The sequence below is a fragment of the Chryseobacterium hagamense genome (assembly GCF_007991455.1).
Lineage (GTDB): Bacteria > Bacteroidota > Bacteroidia > Flavobacteriales > Weeksellaceae > Chryseobacterium > Chryseobacterium hagamense.
In genome coordinates, this window is record NZ_BJYJ01000015.1 from 40,794 (window position 1) to 67,039 (window position 26,246).

20 protein-coding genes and 1 tRNA gene are annotated in these 26,246 nt (G+C 41.4%); 3 read left to right on the forward strand and 18 right to left on the reverse strand.

From position 1 onward, the window contains the following. Positions 1-239 precede the first annotated feature (239 nt). From CHA01nite_RS13410 to holA, 11 genes are all read right to left on the reverse strand, one after another. Entirely contained in the window at positions 240-515 is a 276-nt protein-coding gene (locus tag CHA01nite_RS13410; protein ID WP_076396802.1) for a hypothetical protein, read from the reverse strand. After that, entirely contained in the window at positions 515-1,360 is an 846-nt protein-coding gene (locus CHA01nite_RS13415) for an RHS repeat domain-containing protein (protein WP_307725993.1), read from the reverse strand. The genes CHA01nite_RS13410 and CHA01nite_RS13415 overlap by 1 nt, the downstream gene beginning before the upstream one ends. Positions 1,361-1,464: 104 nt before the next feature. After that, entirely contained in the window at positions 1,465-1,866 is a 402-nt protein-coding gene (locus tag CHA01nite_RS13420) for a hypothetical protein (protein ID WP_146942192.1), read from the reverse strand. Next, positions 1,844-5,365, reverse strand: a complete 3,522-nt coding sequence (locus CHA01nite_RS13425; RefSeq protein WP_146942194.1) for a DUF6443 domain-containing protein — start codon at positions 5,363-5,365, stop codon at positions 1,844-1,846. The genes CHA01nite_RS13420 and CHA01nite_RS13425 overlap by 23 nt, the downstream gene beginning before the upstream one ends. 7 nt (positions 5,366-5,372) lie before the next feature. Continuing rightward, complete coding sequence (locus CHA01nite_RS13430; protein ID WP_146942196.1) at positions 5,373-9,008, reverse strand: hypothetical protein; 3,636 nt, start codon at positions 9,006-9,008, stop codon at positions 5,373-5,375. Between the two features lie 5 nt (positions 9,009-9,013). Beyond that, positions 9,014-10,645, reverse strand: a complete 1,632-nt coding sequence (locus CHA01nite_RS13435; protein ID WP_146942198.1) for a T9SS type A sorting domain-containing protein — start codon at positions 10,643-10,645, stop codon at positions 9,014-9,016. 1,190 nt (positions 10,646-11,835) lie between these two features. Further along, entirely contained in the window at positions 11,836-13,608 is a 1,773-nt protein-coding gene (locus CHA01nite_RS13440) for an FAD-binding oxidoreductase (protein WP_146942200.1), read from the reverse strand. Positions 13,609-14,511: 903 nt separating this feature from the next. Further along, on the reverse strand, positions 14,512-14,913 hold the full coding sequence (locus tag CHA01nite_RS13445) for a VOC family protein (RefSeq protein ID WP_146942202.1): 402 nt from the start codon (positions 14,911-14,913) through the stop codon (positions 14,512-14,514). A 107-nt stretch (positions 14,914-15,020) separates the two neighbouring features. After that, positions 15,021-15,108: transfer RNA gene (locus tag CHA01nite_RS13450), tRNA-Ser, on the reverse strand. Positions 15,109-15,540: 432 nt separating this feature from the next. Continuing rightward, positions 15,541-16,482 (reverse strand): thioredoxin-disulfide reductase, encoded by a 942-nt coding sequence (gene trxB / locus CHA01nite_RS13455; protein ID WP_146942204.1) that lies wholly within the window; start codon positions 16,480-16,482, stop codon positions 15,541-15,543. A 363-nt stretch (positions 16,483-16,845) separates the two neighbouring features. Further along, positions 16,846-17,883 carry a DNA polymerase III subunit delta gene (gene holA / locus CHA01nite_RS13460; protein WP_146942206.1) on the reverse strand — a complete coding sequence of 346 codons (1,038 nt, stop codon included), beginning with the start codon at positions 17,881-17,883 and terminating at the stop codon, positions 16,846-16,848. Positions 17,884-17,890: 7 nt separating this feature from the next. Here holA and CHA01nite_RS13465 point away from each other — a divergent pair, with 7 nt between their 5' ends. From CHA01nite_RS13465 to CHA01nite_RS13475, 3 genes are all read left to right on the forward strand, one after another. Next, the gene (locus CHA01nite_RS13465; protein WP_146942208.1) at positions 17,891-18,322 is read left to right on the forward strand and encodes a type I restriction enzyme HsdR N-terminal domain-containing protein; all 432 of its coding nucleotides are present in this window, start codon (positions 17,891-17,893) and stop codon (positions 18,320-18,322) included. Positions 18,323-18,379: 57 nt separating this feature from the next. Further along, on the forward strand, positions 18,380-18,679 hold the full coding sequence (locus CHA01nite_RS13470) for a hypothetical protein (RefSeq protein WP_146942210.1): 300 nt from the start codon (positions 18,380-18,382) through the stop codon (positions 18,677-18,679). A gap of 387 nt (positions 18,680-19,066) precedes the next feature. Continuing rightward, positions 19,067-19,810 carry a dienelactone hydrolase family protein gene (locus tag CHA01nite_RS13475; RefSeq protein WP_146942212.1) on the forward strand — a complete coding sequence of 248 codons (744 nt, stop codon included), beginning with the start codon at positions 19,067-19,069 and terminating at the stop codon, positions 19,808-19,810. Positions 19,811-19,900: 90 nt separating this feature from the next. Here the strand turns inward: CHA01nite_RS13475 and CHA01nite_RS13480 are convergent, their stop codons facing one another. From CHA01nite_RS13480 to CHA01nite_RS13510, 7 genes are all read right to left on the reverse strand, one after another. Further along, positions 19,901-20,233: a PEGA domain-containing protein gene (locus tag CHA01nite_RS13480; protein WP_170234733.1), complete on the reverse strand. Its 333-nt coding sequence runs from the start codon at positions 20,231-20,233 to the stop codon at positions 19,901-19,903. Between the two features lie 303 nt (positions 20,234-20,536). Continuing rightward, positions 20,537-20,908 (reverse strand): cupin domain-containing protein, encoded by a 372-nt coding sequence (locus CHA01nite_RS13485; RefSeq protein ID WP_146942216.1) that lies wholly within the window; start codon positions 20,906-20,908, stop codon positions 20,537-20,539. 5 nt (positions 20,909-20,913) lie between these two features. Further along, the gene (locus CHA01nite_RS13490) at positions 20,914-21,429 is read right to left on the reverse strand and encodes a GNAT family N-acetyltransferase (protein WP_146942218.1); all 516 of its coding nucleotides are present in this window, start codon (positions 21,427-21,429) and stop codon (positions 20,914-20,916) included. A 3-nt stretch (positions 21,430-21,432) separates the two neighbouring features. Further along, complete coding sequence (locus CHA01nite_RS13495) at positions 21,433-22,038, reverse strand: DUF2911 domain-containing protein (protein WP_146942220.1); 606 nt, start codon at positions 22,036-22,038, stop codon at positions 21,433-21,435. Between the two features lie 151 nt (positions 22,039-22,189). After that, complete coding sequence (locus CHA01nite_RS13500; protein WP_146942222.1) at positions 22,190-23,059, reverse strand: hypothetical protein; 870 nt, start codon at positions 23,057-23,059, stop codon at positions 22,190-22,192. Positions 23,060-23,151: 92 nt separating this feature from the next. Next, a complete protein-coding gene (locus CHA01nite_RS13505) occupies positions 23,152-25,020 on the reverse strand; it encodes a hypothetical protein (RefSeq protein ID WP_146942224.1) in 1,869 nt (622 codons plus the stop codon). 24 nt (positions 25,021-25,044) lie between these two features. Continuing rightward, a complete protein-coding gene (locus CHA01nite_RS13510; RefSeq protein ID WP_146942227.1) occupies positions 25,045-26,196 on the reverse strand; it encodes an ABC transporter ATP-binding protein in 1,152 nt (383 codons plus the stop codon). Between the last annotated feature and the right edge of the window lie 50 nt (positions 26,197-26,246).

Genomic DNA, 26,246 nt, shown 5'->3' on the forward strand with positions numbered 1-26,246 from the left:
ACGAGCGAGACGCTCGCGCCAGCAGGGGCCATACAGGAGATGAGCGAAGAAGACAAAGCTCTGGTAACAAGGTTTCTTGATCTTACCATAAGGGATTTTAATGCAAGAAAAGCTTATAAGTAAGTTTTGCTTTACTATAAAACATAAAACCCACCGCTTTGCGGTGGGTTCTTTATTGTTGCTCACGGATTATAAATCCGCGTCATCGGGTTTATAAATCCGCGAGATCGGGTCGGGTGTTATTCTTGTATTTTTTGAATAATTTCAACTAGTTCGTTGTATGTACTTTCTTTCTCTTTTTCAATTATTTCTCCTGTGTCATATTTTTCAATAATAATATTGTATTTATGGGTTTTATCATAATTAAAAGTCGATATGTAGATCAAAGCAGTTCCTATTTGAATACCTATTGCTGTAGTATCTGCTTCCCAAAAATCAACGATTTTATAGTCTTGCAGTAATTCTTGTTTTAGTCTTACAAGTAGTTCGTTTATTTCAGTATTTTTATTCTCCATTATTTTAAAAATCTACTATCTGTTAATAATTTTCGGACAGTTGTATTACCACTTTGTAAAGCTTCTTTTACCGTACTATCTAAATATTCTGCAGGGAAAACAGCTTTTATACTACCTTTTCTATGAGTTGATATAAATTCCTGTACTGTGTTATCTACATTTTCTAGTATACTTATAGTAGTAGGACTATTTATATTTAATTTAAGTAATTTTGCTAATTTCAAGAATTTTCCTCCAAGATTACCCATTTTCGCCATATTCCCAATCTTTCCTTTTCTTAGATTAACTAATAAAATGGCTGTTGCAATAACTATTTCTTCTTTATCCTCACTTTCTCCAATAGACTTTAAATTTTCCAGTGATTCAGCTAAATCACTTGGGACATCTTTAATTTGTTTCCATAAACGAGTAAAATCACAGCCAATATCGTTATGCCCACACTTTCCATATCTGGTATTAATCATTGCAGACTCTTCAAAAGTTGCCGGTCTCATAGGGGTCATTATAGTTGCTAACTTATTTACATCAATATTAGAAAATGCAGATTGAGATTTTTTATGTCCTTTTATTATAACTTCTTGTATTTGATGAGGATTATTATCTCCACCTTTGGCGTTCGGATCTAATTTAGGTTCTCCAGGTTCTCCAATCATTCCTGTTGGGTCTGTAAAATAGATTGGATTATTAAAAGCATAAGAATAAGGGCTATATGTGAATTGTAATTCACTTAATGGATCGTGCACGCCCCATCTCCCGATATCCGCCATATAAAACCTGGCCCCATAGTCATACATTCCTATCTCTTGCAACTCTTTTCCATTATACTTGTACTTGATATAAAGAATTTCCTGCTAGTCCATATGTTTCATCCTAAACGGATCGTAATTTTTTTCTGCTACAACTTCGAAGATTATGAAATTCATCTTAACAAGATAAGCAATGGGATTAATTACTGTATACAATTATTAACTATCTGATCAGATGTATACAATATTGGTTGCTGATTAATACTTCCTTTCCATATTATTTGATTATCAAAAGAAATAAAAGTATTATCATAGTCACTACTTATAATAGCATCATTTAAAGTATATCTTTTTAATTTTAAATTATAGGGGATACCTGTTTTTAAAGCATTACATTTAATATAATCTTTTCCTTTTTTTTCAGAAATTAAAAAACTTTTCTGTTCTCCTTTTATTTCTAAAATATAAAAATTTGATGTTTTTATAATCTTATTGAATATTATATTATCCAGAGGAATATTAGACTTATTTTGTGCAAAACAAGACGATAATACATTAAAAATTAAATTTATAAATATTAATTTATTTAGATATTTTATTTTCATAAAGATGATATTTTTTACCGTTTATATCAAGATATATTTTTTCTGTTATTGATCCATCACGATTTTTCTTAATGTCTCTACCTGGCATTCCATTTCTAATTCTATCAGGATCTAATGCACTGGCTTTATTATGAGCATTTAAATAGCTTTGTTTATTTTCTTTACTTGATCCAGGTGTTTCAGATGCAGAAATATAGCTCTCTAAAATTTCATGTAGAGCTGCAGAACCTTGCGGCGATTTTTCTGCTTTATCAACTTTTTCTGCCTGATGCGGATTTAAAATTTGATAACCTTCTGTAATTGTTTCGCCATTTTCACCTTCAACAACTTTATTGCCTCCGTAAGCACCACTTACAATATAATTTCCATCGGCAGTTTGATTTGCGCTTGTTGCTTCTAAATTTACTATAACACTCTTATCGTTAGTTGCTTCTAAAAGTTTTTGTTCAGCTTTTGTTGCAGTTGCTCCTTCTTTGACAGAGCCTGTAACTTTGCCATTTTTATCTATTTTTAAATCAAGATTAGTTGTTTTAGATTGTAGCTGTTTAAAAGCTTTATCTTTTAAATCCCCTGTAATTATAACGTCAGTGACACCTCTTCCATCCGGATCGATAAAACGAATAGGATTATTAACCGCATAATTGTACGGTGACCATCTTCTGTATATTTCCGCCAAAGGATCCACCACGCCCCATCTACCAACATCTGCCATGTAAAACCTGGCTCCATAATCATACATCCCGGATTCCTGAATCTCCTTACCGTTGTACTTATAATTTTTGTATCCTCCGAGCATACTTTTCACCCCTCCGATATGATTCATCCCAAATGCATAATAATTGTTGGTATTGGTGAGCTCCAGATTCCCCTGGCTGTCTTTTGCATAGTTTACCCTCACGTTTCCAAGGTGGTCCACATACTGGTAAATATAACGGTTTTCCGTGAAACTGTAAACCCCTTCCGAAGTATTTACAAAATCCAGGATCCATGCCGGGTTCAGCGTACCCGGAAATACAGGTTCCCTGAAGGCCTGCTCCTCATAGGCCACGCTCGTGCGGCACCATAGACACGGCTGTACCGTTTCTGAAAAACTGTACTGGAAACCGTCCAGGTAATCGGTATGTTTATATGAAGTAGCCTGTCCTCTTCCGCCGCCGGTACTGTAGGTTTTACGCACCTTGATCCCATCCGCGCGGTACAGGTAGCTCAGATTAAAATTCGTATCGGTCCCGAAAGGATCTTTCTGGGTGATTCCGAACTGATCCGGAAGGCTTAAATAATTGTAGCCGATCCACTGGATTCCCTTGTCCTTCATATTGACCATACTGCCGTTTATATCATAATCGATCAGATTATTCCCTCCTTCATAACCGGTATTGTTCAGTGCATTTTCTATAATCCGGGTCAAACGGTTCCCGGTATACTGATAGTCCAGGTCATCCACTTTGGTGGCAGTCGGGGATGATACCTGGGGCGCATATCTTTTGAGGTTCATGATGTTCCCGTTTACATCATAGCTCAGGTATTCATCAAAACTGGTATCTACTCCCGTAGTAGGTTCTTTGTAGAAAGCATTTTTTAAACGGTTAAGAGGATCATACTCATAATTATATCTTTTCAAAAGATTCTCTTCAGCATTATTCCAGTCTATCTCAGCGATGTTCCCATTGAACCTGCCCGGAACAGCACCTGCGTTTTCAGGATTGTTATACTTTATCTCATATCCAAAGAGCTTCCCATTAAGATTCGAAGGATCATTGATTTTGGTCATCCATCCCCGGATGTTGTACAGGTAATCGATGCTCTGAAGCGGACTGGAAGCTACCGTGCCGCCTACTTTTTTGTTAGTAAGCTGGGAAAGGTCGTTGTAGGTATTCTGCGCCAGGATCTCTTCCGGGTTATTGTCTACCTGGTGCTTATGGACCAGAAGACGGTTCTGGCTGTCGTAGGCAAAGGTTTCGGTAATCACTTTTTCCGTATCCGCACTGAGCCTTTTATGGTAGGTTTTGGAAAGCTTAGTTACCCCCGCAAAATCCAGCTCGGTTTCGGTGTTGGTGTAACCGCCTAAGTGGTTGGTGGTTTTGACAGCGATCTGTCTTCCCGTCGAATCGTAATAAGGGTAGGCTTTCGTCCAGTTGTTGTCCTCAATGTTTTTTACGTAGGAAGCTGTTGCCATTCCTTTTGTGGAGGCATCATCGCTGCCTCCAAGGGTCTGGGACATCGTGGGCTGGCCCAGTACCGTGGCCGGGACCGCAGGCGCCTCGGAGGGATAGGTATCGTAATAGCTGACCGTTAGAAGCGTAATGCCCGAGGAAGGGAACGCCAGGTTCCGGTAATACAGGTTGGTCCCGCTTAAAACGATCGGATTGGTGATGCGCGTTTCGGTATTCGGGGAAGAGGCGGTCAGGGTATTCAGCTGGCCCTGCACCTGGGTCCTGGAATCCGTATTGGGGTAAAACCCGGTATAGGCCACCCTTCCCAGTTCGTCGTACTTGGTGAACAGCCAGCCGCGGCCTGAAAAAGTATTGTCTGAAGTCCGCAGCTTCCCGTCCTGGGAGAGCACCAGCCGGTCCTGTTTGTCATAGACCATGAATTCCCAGTCCTTGCCCGGGATCTTTTTCTCCACTTCTCTGTTTCTTCCATCATATTTATACTGATAGCAGAGCTCGTTTAAGATCTCATCGGTGATCACGTTGTTATTCAGCTCAATTTGTTTAACCGCTTTCGGAGAGAGCACAAAGGCCAGCTGGTTGTATTCGTTGTAGACGTAGTAGGTATCCACGTTCTGTGAGCCGTCGTTCCTCCGGATCAGGACCGTCTGGCCCTGGCCGTTTTTAAACTCCGTAACCGGGTTCCCGTCTTCATCGGTGACCGTGTTTTTATACAGCGCCGATGCCGGGTAGAATCCTGAATTGGCGGAGGCTACCCATAAAGAGGAAACCGCGGTGGAAACGTTGTTTACCGTACTGGCCGTGGTCGTGGTCCCGAATTTCTTCACCTCGTTTCCCAGATTGGCGTCATAAGAAAACTTCTGCGTTTTCCCGGAGCTCATTTTCCAGGCTTCCCCCGGGGCGGCCTGCTGGAGCAGCCGGTCCAGCGGGGAGTTTTCCAGCTGCTTTTCCGAGTAGGCATTGGAAACCCCGTAATAGCTGTTGGCTGCCGATTCATCGGTAATCCCGGGATGGATCGAGGAGTTTTGGGTCGGGGCCGGAACCGGAAGGATGTCTTTGACCGGTCTTCCGAACCCGTCATAGGTCACGGCCGTCACCAGGTCCTTGCCCGTGGGGGTAGACTTCACGCTCACGATCTGCTTAGGCCTTCCCAGTCCGTCGAAATAGGTGATGGTCTCCGATTTTTTGCTGCAGTCCTCGTTCAGGCAGGTTTTGCTCTGCACGTAATTTTCATTCGATGACTGCGCAAAGGAGAGTCCTGAAGCCAAAAGGTAGAAGGCAGACAACAGCGTGGCCAGGCTGTATTTTTGTAAAATGTAGGTTCTCATGTTTGTGTTATGGTTTATAGTTGTAGTTGTTTTCAGAAACCTTTTTATCGGTATAGTTCCCGCTGCTGTTTTTGCCTCTCACCTTTCCTTCTTTCAGCCTGCCTGCCGCATCATAGGTGTATACCTGCCGCACTCCCGATGGAGGCGTGATGCTCGTTACCCCGATCAGGGGGTCATAGGTATAGGTGGAGATCAGTTTCCCGGAAAGGGCCTGCTCTTTCCTAAAGCTGTTCAGGGCATCCAGCAAAAGGCCTTCCTTAGTCGGGTCCGCCGCGTCATTGTCCGAGGCCGTGACGATCCCTGAAACGGAAACGGCTGAGATCAGCTGGTCGTAAGCCATCCCTTCCACCCTGGCAATCGGCTGGGTTTTGTTGTATCCCCAGACAATAGCGACCGGGATGCCGTCTTTGCCCGTGTACTGAAGAAGATTGCCCTTATCGTCGTATTTGTCGTAGCTCACTTCGGTGGAGGGAGCATTGTTTAAAACATCATATGAAACCGATGACAATGGCAGGACCAGGGTTCCGGCCTGTGCCGTGGGAAGGGCCGTCGGATAAAGGGTTTCCGATCTGCCCAGGGTTTTGGTGACCCCGTCTTTGGTCTGCGTCGTAGTGGTTTCCAGAGGAATGCCGGTCATGTTTTTAGCGATCAAAAGCTGGTTGCCGGTTTGGTTAGCATACTTATAGGAAATATTCTGATCTACGTTTTCTCCTATAAAAGACTCCTTTTTAGAAGTTAACCTTATAGGATAAGCCGAATCATTATAGAAATACTCTGTTGCTCTGGATCTTTTCTTACTTCCAAAATAATCCGTTGCGATCTCTTTCTGTAATAAAAATGCATCATTATGTTTTATGAAAACAGGAAATGGGCCTGGGCTAAAAGTAGAATTCATACCTATATAATTAGGAAATATACCGCGTGCTTCCACATCCGGAGACATTAATATAGCACCCCCATAAATATTTCTTAAAGTTTTTCCTCCAGGCAGATAATCGATAGGAGAGATCAGATTTGCAAATAGCATTTTAACATTTCTTTCGCTATAATAAGTAGTGCTTATGTTAGGAGCCCCTAATAAATAGAATTCTCTTTTTGTAGTTCGTATCGTATCGTTTGTATTGTTAAGGGCCGTATATTTTAATAATTCGCCATTTCTCCAGTCCCTGGCTTCCATAAACTCATATCTGGCTGATGTTGCTTCAGTAGTAGCCAAGAAATTATCCCCTGTCTGTAGAGGAGGCTCTACATAATATTCAAAGATTTCCTTTCCTTTAATATTATTGCTATTATCAGTTTTAATTACTTCTACATTTGTATAACCGATTGTGCGCCCTTGAGTGCGCATACCGGCGATAACAGGCCTCATTGATAATTCAGTCAGATCCTCAATAACTTTTCTATTACCGGATTCACCACTACCGAATGAGGAAGGACATTTATATGATCTAACATAACCATTTCTGATATTTCTTGTATACATAGGAATATCAAATAGTACCCCGCTTGAGAGTTGGCTGTTCCCATTTTTTATATAAGAGTATTTGGAAGAATATTTATATTGTCCGGTATTATCATATCTTTTAATTTCTTTAATACGGATCCCACCGGCTGGAATAACCGGTTCTATGTAATCAGGATCCTGTTCTTCCCAGTTTAAAGCAATTTGTGAATAGGCATAGATATAATTAGATAAATTACTAGTCGAGTTTAAGCCTCCCCAATAAATATGCTTAATCTCAAGATAAACTTTTTGTAAAGAAGCAGCGGGGGAATTAAGATGACTGTATTTTAATGTAAATTCATTAGGTCCTGACAATGAACCGCTGTTAACCAAATATTTTTTTACTCCATTTTCATAATAGAAAATACTATATTCTGCATTAAGATAATTATCATTCAGTGAGTTCGAGAACGTGGATGCGCGGAAAGTTGAAGAAAGGGTCATTTTCAAAGTAAGTGCTTTATCACCGGCTAGATCTATTTCCTTTACAAAAGTTTTGTAATAGCTGTCACTTTCAGTCGGTGCAATTGAATGTGTGAGAGTTTCACCCATTGCAGTAGCGCTTACGAAAAAAAAGTCATTCTTCTGAAGAGTTTTTTTCTTTGCTAAAAAATAATGCTCATTCTTAGGCTCGTAAAGTAGGGTACTGGCGGTATTCGGTTCATAAATGAACTCATTTTTACCTCCTTCAGGATATGTTACCGATTTTAAAGAATTTGTATTTATAAGAAGATGATTTACTCCTTTATTTGCTATTCCATACATGCTTCCAGCACCAGGAGCATTCTCCGTAAAACCCCAGACAGCTTTATTTAAAAAAGTATCGAAATACAATACCGGAACATTCGGAAAGGCATTATTATTATTCGCTCCGTTATAGTATCCCCAATGATCTGTAGAAAAAGAAAGCCTTTGTTTCATCTGGTAATCTTCATAATATTCAAATGATGTGGTAATACACTTATTATCTCTTCCACATTCCTGATAAGAAATTAATTTTAATCTTTTAGTGGGATCTTCGGACGGATCATTTGCTCCTGAAGCTTCTATAGTATTCTCAAAATATCCATAATTAAATCTTTTCTCCGAAATAATACTTCCAGCTTTATCTTTAATAATAATTTTGTCCAGTTTTTTAAGATTATTAAAATCAAGTCTATTAGAATAAATAAAAGTAATCAAAGCGTCATTGGTTTCTATTTTATCTAATAATGCTTCTTGGATAGAGTATGTTACATCAAACTCTGGACTTACTGGAGGTGGTGCCGGAGCAGGCAGTGGATTATTGCAACCAGTAGTGTATGAAGTTACAAAATACTGTATTTCTTTTGTTTGTGGAGCCAGCTCTGTTCGGAACATATGATTGAGGATATATGAAAAGTTAATTTCATTATTATCCAGACCTTTTATTTTCTTTATTTTCCATGCATTGACCCCATATATATTACTAGAAGACATAGATCCGTTTCCCCCTAGAATTTCTTTGCCATCTCCTCCGAATGTATACTTTAATCCCGAGGTAGTCGTTACGTTAACTGTATCAATTCTACTTAAATAATTATCAAATACTTTTGTATAGTAATCGATTTTAATATCAGACATTGGATATGTAACAATTTTTTTATTTTTAGGATTGTAAAAAAAGCTTCCTGAAAATTCATTTAGCGATAAACTAAACTCATCTGACATCAAATCGGATGTAGCAATATTATGTAAAGTATATTTTGCCGAAATTAACCGTAATTCCTTTTCATCAATTCCGCTGTTTAAAAAACTTTCAATATTATCATCATGTTTCATGACCCCGTTTTCATCCGTATAACCATTAATCTTTCTTGTAATCGGAGCAACTGTGCTGATAGACCATCCCAATCCTACGGAACTTGCTATGTCAGAAACCAAAACTCCTCCTGCATGATATGTAAGTGTAATAGGAACTTCCACACTTCCCGACTTAGCGACGTAAATAGGGATGGAAATATTTGGAATTCCTGTATAATTAGAAACAGGCGTTTCCTGATATTTTAAAAGACTGCTTGTTTCAGGAGCATAAGGAAATACATTCTGGGTTCCCTGATAAATTTGTGAGCTTCCTAAATAATATATTAAGATAAATATTATTGTAAAAAATTTCTTCATGGTTTTTATTTCTTTATAAGTTTAGCACTCGCCGTTTTCCCGGCCTCCGTCTTCACCGATACCAGGTAAGCCCCCTGAACCAGCGGCTGCGTGTTGATCTTGGTTACTTTGTTTTTTGTTTTGATGCTCTGAAGCTGTCTTCCGCCCATATCGTACACCGCAATCTCTGCGGAAAAGCCGGTCCCTGAGCCTGTCGAAGGGAACCCAAGCTCCACATACGCATAATCACTTACCGGGTTCGGATAGATCTTAATATCCTGCTTCTCGATCAGCTGGTCGATCTGCCTGTCTCCAAGCTTTACGATCTTCCAGTTCTCCTTGCCGAGCTCCTCGGCGCTGGTTCCGGCCAGGATGATCGAGCCATCTCTGTTCAGCTTAATGTCCGAAAGCCGTTCTTCCCTTTTACTCGATTCCCCTTTCACGTGCTTTCGCCACTGCTCATTGCCGTTCTGGTCCAGGTACAGCATCCAGAACTTCTCATCATCCGTTTCGATCCTCCCCTCTGCTTGCGTATAGCCACCCAGAAGGATCCCTTTGGTCGATTTATCATCGGAAGCATGCAACACGCTCATCCCCATTAAAACATCCCGGTTCTTGAAATTGTAGGATTTCTGCCAGATCTCTTCGCCTCTTTCGTTTACGGAGATTAACCAGAGGTCCGTTCCCTCTTCAATACCCACCGTTTTATTCCCGGATCTTTCCGATCTGGATTCCCCTCCGATCAGGTAGCCGGTGGATGTCATCGCCAGAGTCCTTAAATGGTCGTCGCCCGTTCCGCCATAATTCTTTTCCCATTCCACTTTGCCGTCTTTTGAAAGCTTGACGATCAAATAATCTCCTTCACCGTAGTTGCTGCTGGCTTTTGGCTGATAGCTTCTGGCGGCTGAAGATGAATTTGCAGGCTGCTGTGTCATTCCGGTATTTTGATTTCCGCTTCCCGTCACGGCTCCGCTTCTGGAGTAGATGCCCAGTAAAGCTCCGCCATCAGCAGTCGGAATCATCTTCTCCACTTCATCCAGGCCTTTTCCACCTAAAACAAGCTGCGAGATTTCCTTTCCGTTTTTGTCCAGCCTTACAACGAGAACATCTTTCGAGCCGTAACCTTTATCTGAATTCTGAATATTTCCGGCAACATAAAACCCGAAGTCCGTAGTCTGGATCACCGCCCGGGCTTCTTCATCCGCCACGCTGCCAATGGTTTTCTGCCAGATTTCATCGCCATATTCGTTCAGGCGGATCAACCAAAAATCGCTGCCACCTTTGGATTCGTCCTTCTTATCAAGCCCTTTTCCGCTGTAAGAAGTTCCGGCCATTAAGAATCCGCCCTCCTGCGTATTGACAGTAGCGCTAAGCATATCATGGTTTTTCCCGGAGAAGTATTTTTCCCAAACCTGTTCTCCCTGCTGGTTTAATTTTACCAAATGATAGTCGTAACCGTTATTTTGCTGTACGGCCCCTGAGGCTCTCGAAGGGTGGATGGAACTCCCGGTAATTAAATATTGTCCATCGATGGTGGTGGTGACCTGACTTAAGAAATCCTGCGTGGAGGATTTAATATCTCTCTGCCAGACCAATTCCTGGGCAGACACGCCCAGCGCTGTGCACAGGAAAAGTGCGCTCATGTTGAGTTTTTTCATGTCCTTAGTATGATGTTATTATTAATTTTTAATTGCTGCAAAAGTAGTGTTTTTATTTCACCGCCCAAAGATGATTACTTGGATTTAATATGATCCTGATCATTCTCCGGCAAAGCTATAGCCCCATGGCGACAAAACATGACGCATTATAATTTTTTTTAAAAATATTTATCATTTGCTCCTATACGATTGTAAAAACCTCCCTTACCGGTCTCTAGCTTTACAAATATACAATAATTAATTGTTTTGTGCGTAAATTAAACAACAGTATATTGTTAAATTAGATTTAATTTTTTCTATGTATTCTTAAGGTACCTTCCAGCCATCGATTCATCAAATACCATAAAGTGACACAAATGTCTTACTTTGCCATACACCTTATACGTAAGGTGAATCCGAAGAAGGACCTGAGTGGACAGGCTGGAAGAGGGAAGCTGAATGCTGGCAGTTTCTCCTGTCAAAAACAGGTCTGCAGGTCTTAATAGTCGAACTAAATATTTTGTAATTCTGTCAGAGGAAGTTCTTATTAATCCTGGATAAAATAGCCTTATTTTTTTTAATCCAGTAAATCTCTGAATATTATATTGATATAACCGAATTCACGTTATACGTACATAAGGCCTTTCCATGGCCTTTTCCGCTACTGATAGTCTGATTTAAATTTTATTTTTAATACCGGATCTCCCATTGATCCTCAGGCTAGTTGAATACAAGAAGATAAGGTTACTGCTGGCATGGAAGCTATTTCCTGTTGACCGGTATCTAAATAATAGATTGAGAAATCAGGATTTAAAAAAAAAATCCCCAGCCGGAGCCGAGGATAAAAACTAATAACCATGAAAACTCAATTAAACATGAGAATCGGGTGCAAAGATAAGCAATAAGTCTACAATTTCAATAGACCAGTAGATAATAATTTCAGATTTTTTGAAAATAATTTATGTATGGCATATTAATTGCTTATTACTTATTACCAATCACATTACTTATTATGAAAATAAAATCCTCAGCTTTTCAGTTGAGGATTTTGTTTTATAGGTCTTGTAAAACTGCGTATTAGGTGCTATTCCTCCGTTTCTCAGCAATTAAAAGGGAGTATAGAAAAAGTTAATGGAGGGGTCGAACTATCTTAACTGAAGTACTTCCTTTTCCATCTTCCAGCCTCCATCTTCCAGCCTTTTCACTTCACATCAAATAATCGTCTTCCTGCTGCTTAGCAGATTGTCCGGATCCCGGCTATAGGTTTCTTTTATTTTTTTCAGCAGTTCATAACTTTCCTGGAAATATACGGAGGTCGGGATGCTGTCGTCTTTGAAACTGATGAAGGCGCCGTATGTGGCCGGGATGTCGTAATTCCGGCAGGCCTCCAGCCAGTCGAGCGCACGGTTGACATAAGGCTGTACTTTGGGGTTTTCAACGCCGTCGTTGTCCCACCACGCCTGATACTGGATGGTGTAAAAACATTTTTTATAGGCAAAAGAACTCCCCTGCGGAAACCGGTTGGCCTCAAAATCGTAATCCCGGTAGTAGGCGCCGGTGATCGCTCCCAGAGTGAAATAGGTATTCATTCCCTGATACTCCCCTTCCGTAACCAAAAGGTCTGACTCCAGACTTTCGATCAGTTGAATTCTCCTATGCAGGGCAAGCTCCCCGTCATCGGTAACCGTAGCCAGCCTTGACGTAATTTTATGCGGGGCCGGCTTATCGATTTCAGGGGGAATCGCCTGGTAATGGGGCGGCAGGAAATCCGTATCATACAATGCTTCCAGAAGCGGATGCTCATTCTGCGCGGTATCCCATTTCACAATCCGGTCCCACGCCGAAAATGTGCTCCACTCCCGGCGGTTGGGATCAGGCACGGCAGTAAGCTTACCGGAACTGTTGGAAACATTATTGGAAAGGACGGCCTCGACGCTGTCTTCGAAATTCACGTTGTACTGTCCGAACTCATTCTCCGGAAACCATTGCCTTTCAATGATATTTTTCAGGCTGGCTTCAAATTCCTGCTGGGTGTGGAAGTCCTTTTTACTTCCCATATAATAGCCGTAGAAATAGCAGTCATGCAACGACTTCTCTACAGGCGTTGTATCTTCTGCATCTTTATATTTAGCCACTACTTTAAGATTGGTACCGAGCAAATCAGGGTTTTCATTATACCCGATCAGCTCTTCCCAACGTTGAAGGATATCGACGGCGGGCGGGATATCCTGGCCGAATTTCTGCTCCCAGGCCACGGTAAATTTAGTTGTAAAATCAGGCAGGGTAAACGTTTTATAAATGAGTCCGGTAATAATCCCGTAGCTCATCCCGCCCCCGCCGCGCAACGCCCACAAAATCTGTCGGTCCTCGTCGTTGAGATCCGGAACCGCCCGGCCTTTATATTCAGGAATAAGTTTGTTGTCAATGATCGTCCGGTACGAGCCGTCGCCCAGCACAATAGTTACCCCGGCAAGGCTTTCGCATCCCATTCCTTTTTGGCGCGTCCACGGTCCCCATCCTCCCCCGAAGGTGAATCCCGCAATGCGCACCGAGTAGCAGGTACCGTGGGGCAATCCTACCTTCCTGGCATTCATCTGTTTGATCAGGTCGATGAACATGATCCCGGGCTGGATGGTTGCATAATTGAGGTCTGCTTCAATATCCACCGTGGTCATTTTTGAAAGGTCTATGACCAGGGCATCGGTTGCCGAACACTCCCCCTCATGGTCATGACCGCCGGATCGGACTCTCAAAGGTCCGGTATAATTATACTGTCTGATGCATTTCATCACGTCCGACACCTGTTCGGTATTGGTACAGAACACCATAGCCGCCGGCCGGAACTGATAGTAGGTATTGAATATCTGTCTTTTGTCGTTGTATTCTTCGTTTGTCGAAGGGGAATCAAACAATATGTCAGGCCTGTTGTCCTGCGGAAGGTATTCTTTTAAGATCCCGATGATGTCAGGAAGGGTTGTTGTCATGGAATAATGGTTTTGGTTATTGGTTTAGATGAATCAAATATAAGCGGATTCATACCAACTTTATTAAGTATTTTCACGGGTTTTTATTTTGAAGCGGTCTTCCGGTTCCTTTTTCAAATCCTTCAATTCACCGCCAGGTCGAGCTTTATGTACATGAAAAAATCCGGAAAATGGGGATACGTTAAAATAAAGTGATCAGGCTGTGAGATATTTACATATATTCAGATAAACGGAAATCGCTGAATATACCGAACAAACCAATACAAACCTCTCATGAAAAACCTGACAAAACCATCAAAAAAAGCTTACCAAAAAAAATATGAAAACAATTGTTGCAGGTAATGGTCCGGATTGATCACATCCGCTGTGTATACCTAAGCAGTGTGAGACTTTGGATGCCAACTGTGATGCCCATAGCTGCCCTCCTGTATTTCCTGACCCGGTATAGGAGATGATAATAGAAATCAGCCACCGAACCATCGAATTTCTCAAAATATAGCATTCCCTGAAAAATCTTCGATTTTTTAATCTGATGTGATCTAAAATATGCGCAATATTTTAATCTAAAATCTTATATGCCTAATGTGTCAAAAAACTTTTGTGACTTTTGTGGTTAAATTTAGTGTTTGCTTATTTAACGCAAAGTCCGCAAAGGTTTTCTTTGACTACTAATTGTTTTTAAGTTCGCAAAGGCGTTTCACTCAGCTAAGATCTCAAAGGATAATTTCTCCCACAGATTGAACAGATTTTCACAGATCATCCTACGTGGCTTCAAGAGCCTCCTTTAGGTCAATCGATTTTCAGGATTGTGATGTCAGACGTTTTAAACTCAAAAATACCGGAGAAGAATTCACTTAAAAAATCTGATGAATCCATCAGGAATTAAAACGCTATGCTGAATCCTTAACCGGCATTACCTTTTCTCTCAATCAGATCCCATAAATTACCGTATAAATCAGTAAACACGGCCACGGTTCCGTAGGATTCAGCAACCGGCTCACGGACAAATAAAATCCCCTTCTCCAGCATGGACTGATATGACTGATCAAAGTGATCCGTTTCAAGGAACAGGAACACCCTCCCCCCACTTTGATTGCCAACAGCTGCCAATTGTTGCTCATTCGCTGCCTTAGCTAACAGAAGACAGCATCCGGATGAACCGGGAGGCCTGACCAGTACCCACCGTTTGGTTTCAGAAAGACGGGTATCTTCCACAAGATCAAATCCTAATTTTTGGATGTAAAAAGCAAGGGCTTCATCGTAGTCCCTGACCAGAAGCGAAAGATGAATGATGGATTGTTTCATTTTTTAGATCAGTAATAATGGATCAGTAACAAAAGTCGGGGAGAAAAAATTAGTAAGCAAAACCAAAAAGAAAGCCTGCAATCTTAAATTGCAGGCTTTTAAAGCTTTGGCGGAGAAAGAGGGATTCGAACCCCCGGACCTGTTACAGTCAACAGTTTTCAAGACTGCCGCAATCGACCACTCTGCCATTTCTCCCTGAACTCCGGTTGTACCGTCGTTTTCAGTGGTGCAAATATAAAACGTTTTTCTATTTTGGCAAAACAATTTCAAAATAAATTTTAACAAATCGTAATAATCGGCTAAAAATCAGGAATATTATTTTTAATCTATACTCCGGATCAAAAGGCTGGGAGAGGGAAGCCGGATGCCTGAAGTCTCTTTTGTCAATCGATCGATAACAGTCTCAACTATCGAATGATCCCATTTACACTCTGTGAAGTGCCAACTCTATTTTAAATCCCTGATCATCTTCCTGTTTTCTCATTTGATAAATTACTGAAACCACTTAAATACTTGGATTCATGTCATTTTTAAGACATCATCATCTTTTAAAATTAAAAAGAAAACGTGTTCCTTATGGTAAGAAACACGTTTATATTTTTAAAGCTTTATCCTGTTAACGTACGGTTACCGCAGTTCGGCCAGATACTTTTCTGCATCCATGGCTGCCATACAGCCGCTTCCCGCTGCCGTGATCGCCTGTCTGTAGATGTGATCCTGAACGTCGCCTGCTGCGAAAACCCCCGGCAGGTTTGTTTTGGCAGTGCCTTTTTCGGTAGCAATGTATCCGTTTTCATCCAGATCCACCTGCCCGACGAAAATTTCCGTGTTCGGCTTATGGCCGATGGCGATGAAAATCCCGTGCACATCGATCTTCGACACTTCCTGCGTCTGGTTGTTGATGACCACTGCTCTTTCCACGAGGTTATTTTCCCCTTCAATCCCGATCAGCTCATGGTGGAACTTCACTTCGATATTCGGAGTATTGTTTACGCGGTGGATCATCGCTTTGGAAGCCCGGAACTCATCTTTTCTTACCAGCATGGTTACTTTGTTCACCAATTTGGCCAGGTAAGTCGCCTCTTCTGCTGCCGTATCTCCGGCTCCGACCACCACGACGTCTTTTCCTCTGTAGAAAAATCCGTCACAGGTTGCGCAGGCAGAAACCCCTCCGCCGTTGTATTTTTTCTCGTCATCAAGACCCAGGTATTTCGCGGTAGCTCCGGTAGAAATAATCACGGTTCTGGCGAAGATTTCCTTGGTTCCGGCATATAATTTATGGATCCCTCCTACTTCTTTGGAAAATTCGACTTTGGTGATCATCTCGTAATGCACCTTGGTTTCGAAACGTTCCGCCTGTTTCTGCAGATCCATCATCATTTCAGGACCTGTAATTCCCGTCGGATATCCGGGGAAGTTGTCTACTTCCGTTGTGGTGGTTAATTGTCCGCCCGGCTCCAGACCGGTATACAGTTCAGGCTTCAAATCTGCTCTCGCCGCATAAATAGCGGCTGTAAAGCCGGAAGGTCCGGATCCAACGATCACACAATCTAAAATGTTTTGCTCCATAATCTGCTCTTGAAAAAGATTTTAAAATTTACGTCCGCTAAGTTCGTCATTTTTGACAGGTATTGAAAGTTATTTTAATGATACTTGTCAATATCTGATATGTTGAATGTCGATGAAAAGATGTATGGTCAATTGTGAATGATAAATTATGAATTTTCATACTGTTTAAATTGACAAACGAAATGAATTGACCATTCACTACTCACGTTCTAAAAACCATTCCGTCAGAAATTCTTTCTTAATTTTTGAACCCGTCCGGAGGAGGGGAATTGCGGTTAAGGTTTTGGCAGTTTGTCAACAACAGCGAATTTTCAATCTTCCAATTGACCAGCGCAGCGGATTGACCATTTACGATTCACCTGCTTACACTTTCATCCTGATTTTGTCGACGTTGATGATTTTGTAGACCAGTTCTTTAATCAGTTCCGCTTCGCTCATGTTGACAGCGCCGAGGCCCTTTCCTTTCATATCGAATTCCCGGAGGATGGAGATGACCCTGGTGGCCTGTTTCAGCGGATAGAGCCTGGCCGATTCCGCGTAATCTTTGATAAAATACGGATTGACGCCCATCTGGGAGGCAATTGCCTGCGGAGGCTGGCCGGCCATCGTATGGTAAATAATGACGTTGGAAAAGTAATTGTACAGGCTCGACAACATCATGACAAACGGATTGTTTTTCGGGTTCTTGCCCATAAAATGCGCGATCTTAAAAGCTGCATTCGCATTTTTGGTTCCCAGTGCTTTCTGAAGCTCAAAGACATTATACTCTTTGCTGATCCCGATATGCTCCTCTACGATTTTGCCGTCAAGCACTTCGCCGGGCTTGAGGATAATTTTAAGCTTGTTCAGCTCGTTGGCGATCCGCGAAAGATCGTTTCCTAAATATTCCGCCAGCAGGTGGGAAATGTTCGGGGCCGTTTTAATGCCAGACCTGAGGCATTCGTCGGCGATCCATTTGGGGAGGTGATTTTCTCTGATGGATTCGCTTAAAAATAACATCCCGGCTTTCTCCAGAGATTTGGTGACCTTTTTCCGGCTGTCGAGCTTTTTATGTTTGTGCGCAAAGACAAGGACGGTGGACGGTACCGGATTCTGAATATAGGCTTCCAAAGCATTGCTTTCGCTTTCCGCCATTCTCAGGTCCTGGGCCTCCTTAATTATAATAACCTGCTTATCCCCCATCATCGGAAACTGCCGGGCCAGCGAAAGGATTTCGTGATACGAAGTGTCTTTGCCGTAAACGACGGTCTGGTTAAAGGCTTTTTCGTCCTCCGTTAAAAAGTCGTGTTCAAGGGCTTTTACTGCAAGATCGATAAAGTAGGATTCTTCTCCGTGAAAAAAATAAATCGGTAAAACTTCTTTATTTTTAATATTTTTGAGGATTACATCTAATTCTTTCATCTTATAAATGGAACTTCCAAAACTGAACTTTCAGGAAACTTTTGATTTTAAATTCAAAAAAGACAAAGATAAGTTTTTTATTTATGATCTTATCCGCAAAAGCTATCTTTTGCTTACGCCTGAGGAATGGGTCCGGCAGCATTGGGTCCATTATTATCTTACGGTAAAATCCTACTCCGTCTCCGCCCTGGTTACCGAAAAAAAGATTGTCCTGAACGGGCTCACGAAAAGAATCGATCTCCTGGTTACCGAAAAGGCGCAGCCTAAGATTTTAATCGAATGCAAGGCGCCGCAGATCAAATTAACGGAAAAGACTTTTGAACAGACGGCCCGTTATAACTCGATTATCGGTGCGGGAGAGATTGTCCTGACGAACGGGCTGCAGCACATTCATGCGTACTTTGAAAATGAGCAATATGTCTTTTATAAGCCTGAGTAACCGTTGAAACATTCCAGAATCATGAATCATAAGATATTAGAAAAATATGGCTTGACCATGCAAAAATCACCTGAAAGATTTCATGGAATTATTTCCGGAGACCCCATTGCTAATTACATCTTCTTTTTCAGGCATCCGTATGATATTGATGATTTTGTCTCTGATATTAATCTTGCCCTGGCAGGACGCTTTTCAGACATAGAAGATCAGGATTACAGCAGCGGGCTGGGAAGCTATTGGTTTGCGGAAATAACACCAACCTATTTTGAATTGTGGCAGGAAGGTCATGCTAAAAAACTGATTCCATTAGAAGACTGGAAAAAAATACTGCTTTCCTGGAAAGAATGTGTCGAATAGAGAAATTCCATGCCATACCTTTGCCATCGGGCTGCCCCTAAGGCCGGTATAAGCCATGTCTTTTAGCCTGGTTGGTGTACCTTTTTTATTTCGGGTTTACTCTTGCAATGATATGATAGGGCTTTGCCCTATTCTGTTTTAAGTCGCCCCGCTATTGGGGCTTGATGGGTATGTTTAATTTTTTACAGGGTTTTGAAATTTTTGTCCGGATCAAAGAAGGTTTAGGATAACAGATTATCATCATAAAATTAATATTCGGTAATTCGTACCGGAGCACGGTTTTTGTATTGGTGACTACTGCCTAGCCCCGATTGCAGTGGAAATCCTTTTTTGCAAAAAAAGATTGCAACGGAAAGCGGGAAAAAGCTCCTAAAAAAATTAAATTTTATGACCAAATCTATCTTATTGGGTGCAGCTTTGCTGACCTCGGCGACTGTATTCAGCCAGAACCTTAAACCCGTTGCGTATCAGGACGGAACCCAGAAACTGAATGGCCTTGTCACCTCCAACGCCGGAAAGAAGCTTCCCGGCGTACTTGTTTTACCTGCCTGGAAAGGCATTGACGATGAAGCGAAGAACGCCGCCGCCGATCTTGAGAAACAAGGGTATGTTGCTTTTGTGGCTGATATTTACGGGGAAGGGAATATTCCTGCCGATAATACCGCCGCGGCAAAAGCTTCCGGCTATTACAAGAAAAACTATGAAGCTTACCAGAAAAGAATCATGCTCGCTCTGGAACAGCTAAAGAAAAACGGCGCGATGCCGGACCGGATTGCCGTGATCGGCTATTGCTTCGGGGGAACGGGTGCCCTAGAATCGGCCAGGGGAAAAATGCCGGTTGCCGGTGTGGTTTCCATCCACGGGAGCATCGGAAAGGACCAGGCGAGGCCCAACGGACCCATTTCAACAAAAATCCTGGTGGAGAATCCTGCAGACGACCAAAGCGTAACGCCTGAAGATTACAACAACCTGATCAAAGAGATGAACGACGGCAATGCCGACTGGCAGATTATTACCTATGCACATTCCAAACATACGTTTACCGATCCGAAATCACCTGACTATAATCCCGTAATGGCGAAAAGAGCCTGGAACCATACGCTGATGTTTCTGAAGGAAATCCTGAAATAATGTAGCAATGTAATAATGAAAACAGTATAGCAATGTACCGATAGGGAGGAACTGCATTGTTATACTGCTACATTATCAGATGGTTAGATTTTATGGTTTTGCTTCCAGTTCTACCTTGTACTCCTTTGGAGAATATTTGGTGAGGGAACCGGTCGCAGCGTCAATTCCTACACCGATGACTCCCCCTAATAAAATATTAACGAGGGTAACCGGATTGAATGTTTTTGTAAGTTTTACCTCCTTGTTGTTGAAACCTTCTTTTTCGAAAGTCACCATCTGCCTGCTTAAAGATCTTGGAATTTCTGCCGTGCATGGCGTGGTGCATTTTTCGATCCCTTTATGGATTACTTTAGCACCTTCCGGAGTGGAATTAAAGGTGATTTTGTCTTTTGTTCCGGTAATAATGGTTGCGCATGAAGTCACAGATAAGGTCACACCCTATAAAAGGGCTGCTGATAATTTGTTTCTCATAGTTTACGTTTTCTGATCTTAAAAATTTCTGCGAACATACGGAATTTGCAACAAAGAAACAATGTCGCTTTTTAATAATGTAATAATATAACGGTATAGCCATGCAGCAATCCTGAGGAACTGTATTGTTACCCTGTTACATCATCAAATGGTTACCCTGTTAAAGTATTAGATGATTATATGATCTTAATATTGGAATAAAAACAGTGTAGCAATTATCGGAGAAATTAATTGTTACACTGTTACATTATATCATCAGTCTACGCCTTCCACTTCGCGGTGTACGGATTCTACGGAGAAGGCAGGGAGGCAGACGGAAAGGTATTCGCATTCTTCCTGAAATGGGTTGCTGTACCTGATCCGGGCGCCTTTTTCGATCCTGATGCTCTGGCCCTTTTCCAGCACTACGGTTTCACCGTCGATCTCAAACTGTTTTTTTCCTGAAATGATGTAGGTGAATTCATCAAATTCCGGAGTCTGGTGCGGTTCGCTCCATCCCGCCGGGGCAATCATGTGGGCAATGGAGACTTCCGAAGTTCCGGTAGAATTTCCCCAATGCTCTTCAATGAGCTTTCCGTCGGTGGTCGGGACGATAAACGGGCTCTGTTGGATTTTAAATTTTTTCATAAAATTTATTTTTGGATCTGGTATAAAATATTGATTCTGGAAGGTTCGCCGAAGTAAGCCACTTCGTGCTCACCCAGATTTTCTGCACCCAGCCTTTCCATGGCAGTCCGCGACCGCATATTGTCTTTTCCGACATGGAAATAAACGGTATCAACAAATTGGAAAATGTAATCCAGCATCAGCTTCTTGATCTGTGGGTTGATCTTTTTCCCCCAGGATTTGGTGCCGTAAAACGTGTAGCCGATAAATATGCTGTTTCGATCTTCATCAAAATCATAAAAACGGGTGCTTCCCAGGATATCCCCGGTTGCTTTTTCTACAATTTTAAAGGCACCTCCACTTTCGATGGCTCCCTGAAAAAAAGTTTCGAAGACTTCCCTTTTATACCGGTCTTTGTTGGGGTGCTGCATCCACACTTCAGGATCGGAAGCCACTTCGTATAAAGATTCAAAATCCCCTTGCTGTAAGGGGATCAACTGATATGTTTCGTTTTCTAAAACCGTCTGAATAGAAAAGTTCATGGCTTAGCTTTTTGTTTTGGCCGCGTCGGATTCAATTTTCTTGATCTCTTTCAGCTTTTCGGCAATCTTTGTTACCGCCTCAGGCTTCGAAGGCTTCAACGGCACTTCTGCCTGGGCATAGTCCCATTTCAGCACCAGGTTGGCCGAGTTTTCATCGGTTGGGTTCAGGGTAATCTCAAACCACTCCTGTTTGTCGGCCAGCTTGTTTACCGGAACGGTAATGTCGACGACATCCTGTCTCGGATCGTAGGTAAAGGCGCCCCACTGCTGGAAATCTTTATTTAAAATCACTTTCCATTCTTTTTCCGTAGGAACGATGAATAAACCGTAGGTTCCGGCCTGAACAATTTTTCCGCCGAAGTTCACCGACTGCCCGAAGGTGATTTTCGTGGAGGAGTTGGCTCCCGCTCTCCACACCTGTCCGTACGGGACCAGTTCACCGAAAATCTTTCTTCCTTTTACGCCCGGTCTTCCGTAGTCGATCGTGATTTTAGACATCGAAAACTGCTGTTCAACCGTCTGGCGCGGACTGGCCGCCGGTACCGAATAATCCTGGGCAAAACTAAAGACCGAAGCCGCAAGGCAGGCTGCAAATACTATTTTTTTCACTTTTTTAAATTTTGTCTAAAATTACGAAATCAAAAAAGAATAACCTTCCCAATGATAAATATTTTTAGTTTCAATATATTTTACAGTGTTGCTTGATCTTATATGAAGAAAGCTTTATTATATGTTACCAAGTTCTGAAATTTCCTGAATATTAATATCCATAAATCGCTGAAACTTTTAATCCTGTATTTCCCGGATAATCATATTGTAAATAAATGCTTGAAGGAAGGTCATTATTCTGATAACTAAAATGAACATTTACAATTTCAGATACCGATTCTATATTGTTATCTACCGTATATTTCGTTTTTTTAATAACGTTGTTCCTAGAAATCTGCGAATAATCCTGAAGCTCAAAAACATTAAATGAATATTCAGGCAAAGCCAAAATTCTGTTTACATCGATCAAAAAGTTAGGATTTATTTTTTGGTCATATTCATATTTTGTAACCTTAGACCTCATAGCAGGAATGGTATTTTCCCATAGTTCGACTTTCTCCACATTGCCATTACTTAAATAAATAACAGATTTTTGTGACCATACAATACTACCATCAAAAGTATTCTGAAGATAAGTTTTTGCAATAATTATATCAGCAGAAGGATATTCAAAGGTTGTATATCTGTAATTGCCGGTATTCTCTACAGCTTCAGATTTTATTATCCTTTGATTGTTATCATAAAATAAATTTCTCTTCACTTTAAAAAACAGATGATTTGATAGCTGAGGATATAAGTATCCACTAATATTTATATTTTTTATTGAATTATTTACGTAAGACAGCTCCTCTGTATAATTATTATGAATATCCCATATTTTAACCAGCTTGTTCTGACTGTATTCAAATTTAAAATCCAATTTTTCGTATAATGTTGCATTTCCATTCTGAATTTCTTCATCCTGAACAGTAAGTGTCCTGATTTTTGTATTTAACGGATTACCAGATTGATTTTCAAAATCATCGGAAACCCCGCAAGATAAAAGAGAAATGAAAAGAGTTGCTAATAAATATTTTTTCATACATGATTACTACAGTGCAAAACTAAGAATTAATTTAGTATAATCTAAAAATCTCATAAAATTAATTATTGGGTTTAAATTTATATTGACGGTTATTCCGGCATTGCTTTCCACCGTTGAAGGACGGAGGTATACAGATACAGAAAAACAAATCCGCCGACCAAAATCATATAACTCAGGTTGAATTCCAGGGTTGTGATAATGGTCTTGCATTCATACGACATTACATTTACACTTTTACAGCTTTCCAACTGATGGAGATGGATGATAAAAAAGATCAGCAGCAGGAAAAGAACAAAAGCATTCACAGAAATATTTATAAAAAGGGAAGCTACCAGCTTTCCCAGCCTTTTCATCATTACAACCGGCCCCAGCAAAATGATGAGCCCGATAGCAAGACCAAAATAGGAGATAAAAAATTCAAGATTGTTTCTTCCGAAAGAAGCCGAAAACAGTACCGAGATCAGGACAACTGCCAGAAGCAGAACCCCTGCGCTGATCATGCTGAAGAGAAGAGGTTTCAGTCCGGTAATCCTGAAGTTGAAAATGACGGTCGCCAGAAAGAAGGCAATCCAGATATAAACATGAATATTTTCCGAAAAGAAATCCGTCGATTTTATCAGGTCTACATTCTTTAAAAGACTGGAAAGATCATCGGTGTAATAGTAATAATCCGTCATGTTATTTTTAAAATATTTTTCAGGAGAAAGCTGTTTTTCGATATCGGGATTAAAATTCCTGATCTGAACGGAATCATTTACTACGGTTCCATCAACAACTGCGGCGGCAGAATCGGCTACCGTTTCAGTATAAACGTAATTTCCTTCTTCATCCAATGGCATCTTGTTCAGGTCGTATTCTTCACCCTGCTCCGGCTTGTATTTTTTGATGAAATACCGGACCTTAAAATCATCGGGCTGATAGACTGTTTTCAGCCAGCCTTTTGCATCAAGGTTATTTCTGATGCCGAATTTTTTCGAAATATCAAGAAATCTTGCCAGCAGTTTCCCGATTTCCGCCGGATTTTTCCTATTCAGCAATTCCGTAGTCAGCCTGTTGATTTCAAATTTTTTCTTTTTGTAATGCTCTTCAATCACATGATCATGATCGTCACCATACATCTCTTCCGGACTAAGGTGTAATTGTTCTTGGAGATCATTTTCATAAAAAACCACTGAAAAATTATAATACGTAAAGCCTGTGGTATTGATATAGGGAGACAGATCCACCACGTCCTTTTTGAAATAGTAGGTTAATGAATTCGCATTATTTTTGCTGTAAGCGAGTCTCTTCCGGTCTTCATTTGCCGGAAAGAGAAAATTGCCGTAACGGTCTTTCTGATAAACCGTTTTCGCATACAGGGTGTTGTATTGGTAAACCCGGTTGTAGTATACAAAATACTTTTGGCTGCGGTCTATCTTATTGATATCGGTTTCACAGTAAATATCATAAAACTGAGGAAAGGTCCTGTTGTCTAAAGTGTAATACTCGGGATTCTGGGACAGGAAAGCATTCGCCCTGTTGATGACCTCCACATATTCCGACATCTGCCGGTCCGGATACCTGTTTTTAATAAACATTTTAAAGCCTGCCATATACGAAAAATAGAACGTCGTACTCACGAAGAGGATGACGAAATACTGTACAAACTGTAAAAACAGTTTTTCTTTGGAGGAGGGATAAAAGTTTTTAAAGGCATTGTTTTTAAGCATCATAATGAGCCATCCCACGATCATCAGCACGGAAATGATCAGGTGGATAAAGATCATCCCGTCGCGGAAATAGTCGTCTTTGACCTCCTGTTTCTGTAAAGACGAAGGGTCGGCGTGAGAGACATAGCCGATGATGAAAAATAAAATATGGATAACAATCCCTGCCAGAAGCATCCATACGATTTTTGTATTCCAGACTGTAGGGTATTTTTCCAGCAGGTATTGGTTGAATTTATTTATTTTTTGCATTTTTTGTCAGATTTGGAAGAAAAATTAGCTTACGAAAAATCGTCGGGTTGAAGATGAAATATTCCGGATGTAAACGATTTCCGTTTTTGCTTTTCCCAGCGCCGACATCACTTCATGGAATGCCGTGCCGGCCGAAAAATGAGCTATATAGATTCCGCCGTTGAAATTCAGTTTTTCGAGATGAAGGTTTTCAAAAACCTGGAGAAGCGCTTCCCTTGAATTCGCCGTATCAATTTCAATAATCAGCCCGGCATTTCCGTTGTCGGAAAACTCAGAATTGTCTTTGTACTGACCGTTTTTCAGGAAAATCACCTTATCTGAAACCTTCTCCACTTCGTAAAGCTGCTGCGAGCTCAGGATAAGCGCGATAGGATTGTTCACCGAATTGGCTATTGATTTAAGATCTTCCAGAATTACCTGCTGTGCCAGGACGTCGAGGTTGGCAAGAGGTTCGTCGAGAAGCAAAATTTCCGGTTTCCTCAGAAGGGTGCGTGCCAGCTCAAAGCGCATTTTATATCCGGAGGAAAGCTCGCTCCATTTCAGGTCTTTGTAGTTCCAGAGACCGAGGCGGGCAATCATCATTAAGGTCCGGGTTTCATTTTCTTCGGAAGAAATTCCGTAGTTGGCAAGGACAAACTTAAGATTGTCTTTAAGGCTTCCGTACCATTTTTCCGTTCTTTGGGGAATGTAGACCAGCTTCGTACGGAGGTCATAATCATTCTCCGGATTTTTATTGAACGAATAGCGCAGTTCGCCTCCGTCATGAGAAATTTCTTTTGCCAGGATCCTCAGCAAAGTGGTCTTTCCGTTACCGTTCTCTCCTACCAGACCATACACTTGTCCTTTACGGATTTCTACAGAGACCGGACCTAAAGAAAAGCGGCGGCTGCCGTAAGATTTTACAATGTTCCGGGCGCGGAGCACAGCCTCTTTTTCCACACGTTCTTCCACCCCGATTTTACCCATTTTATCCAGCAGGTCCTTTGATCTGCCGCTGAGTTCTTCCACGGAATGGCTATGGGTTTCTTTCCAGTCGGTGAGTTCCACCGCTTCCCGGTAGATCTCCATATTTTGGGTATCCATTGCACAGTCGAGCAATTTTCTAAGTCCTAAAACAGTGTCTTTGTTGTCGAAAAAATGATAGATTTCGGCGACCCTCTGCTGATATTTCGTCATAGTTTCCTGTGTTATTAGCTTTCAGTGTTTAAAGATATAAAATTTCTTTT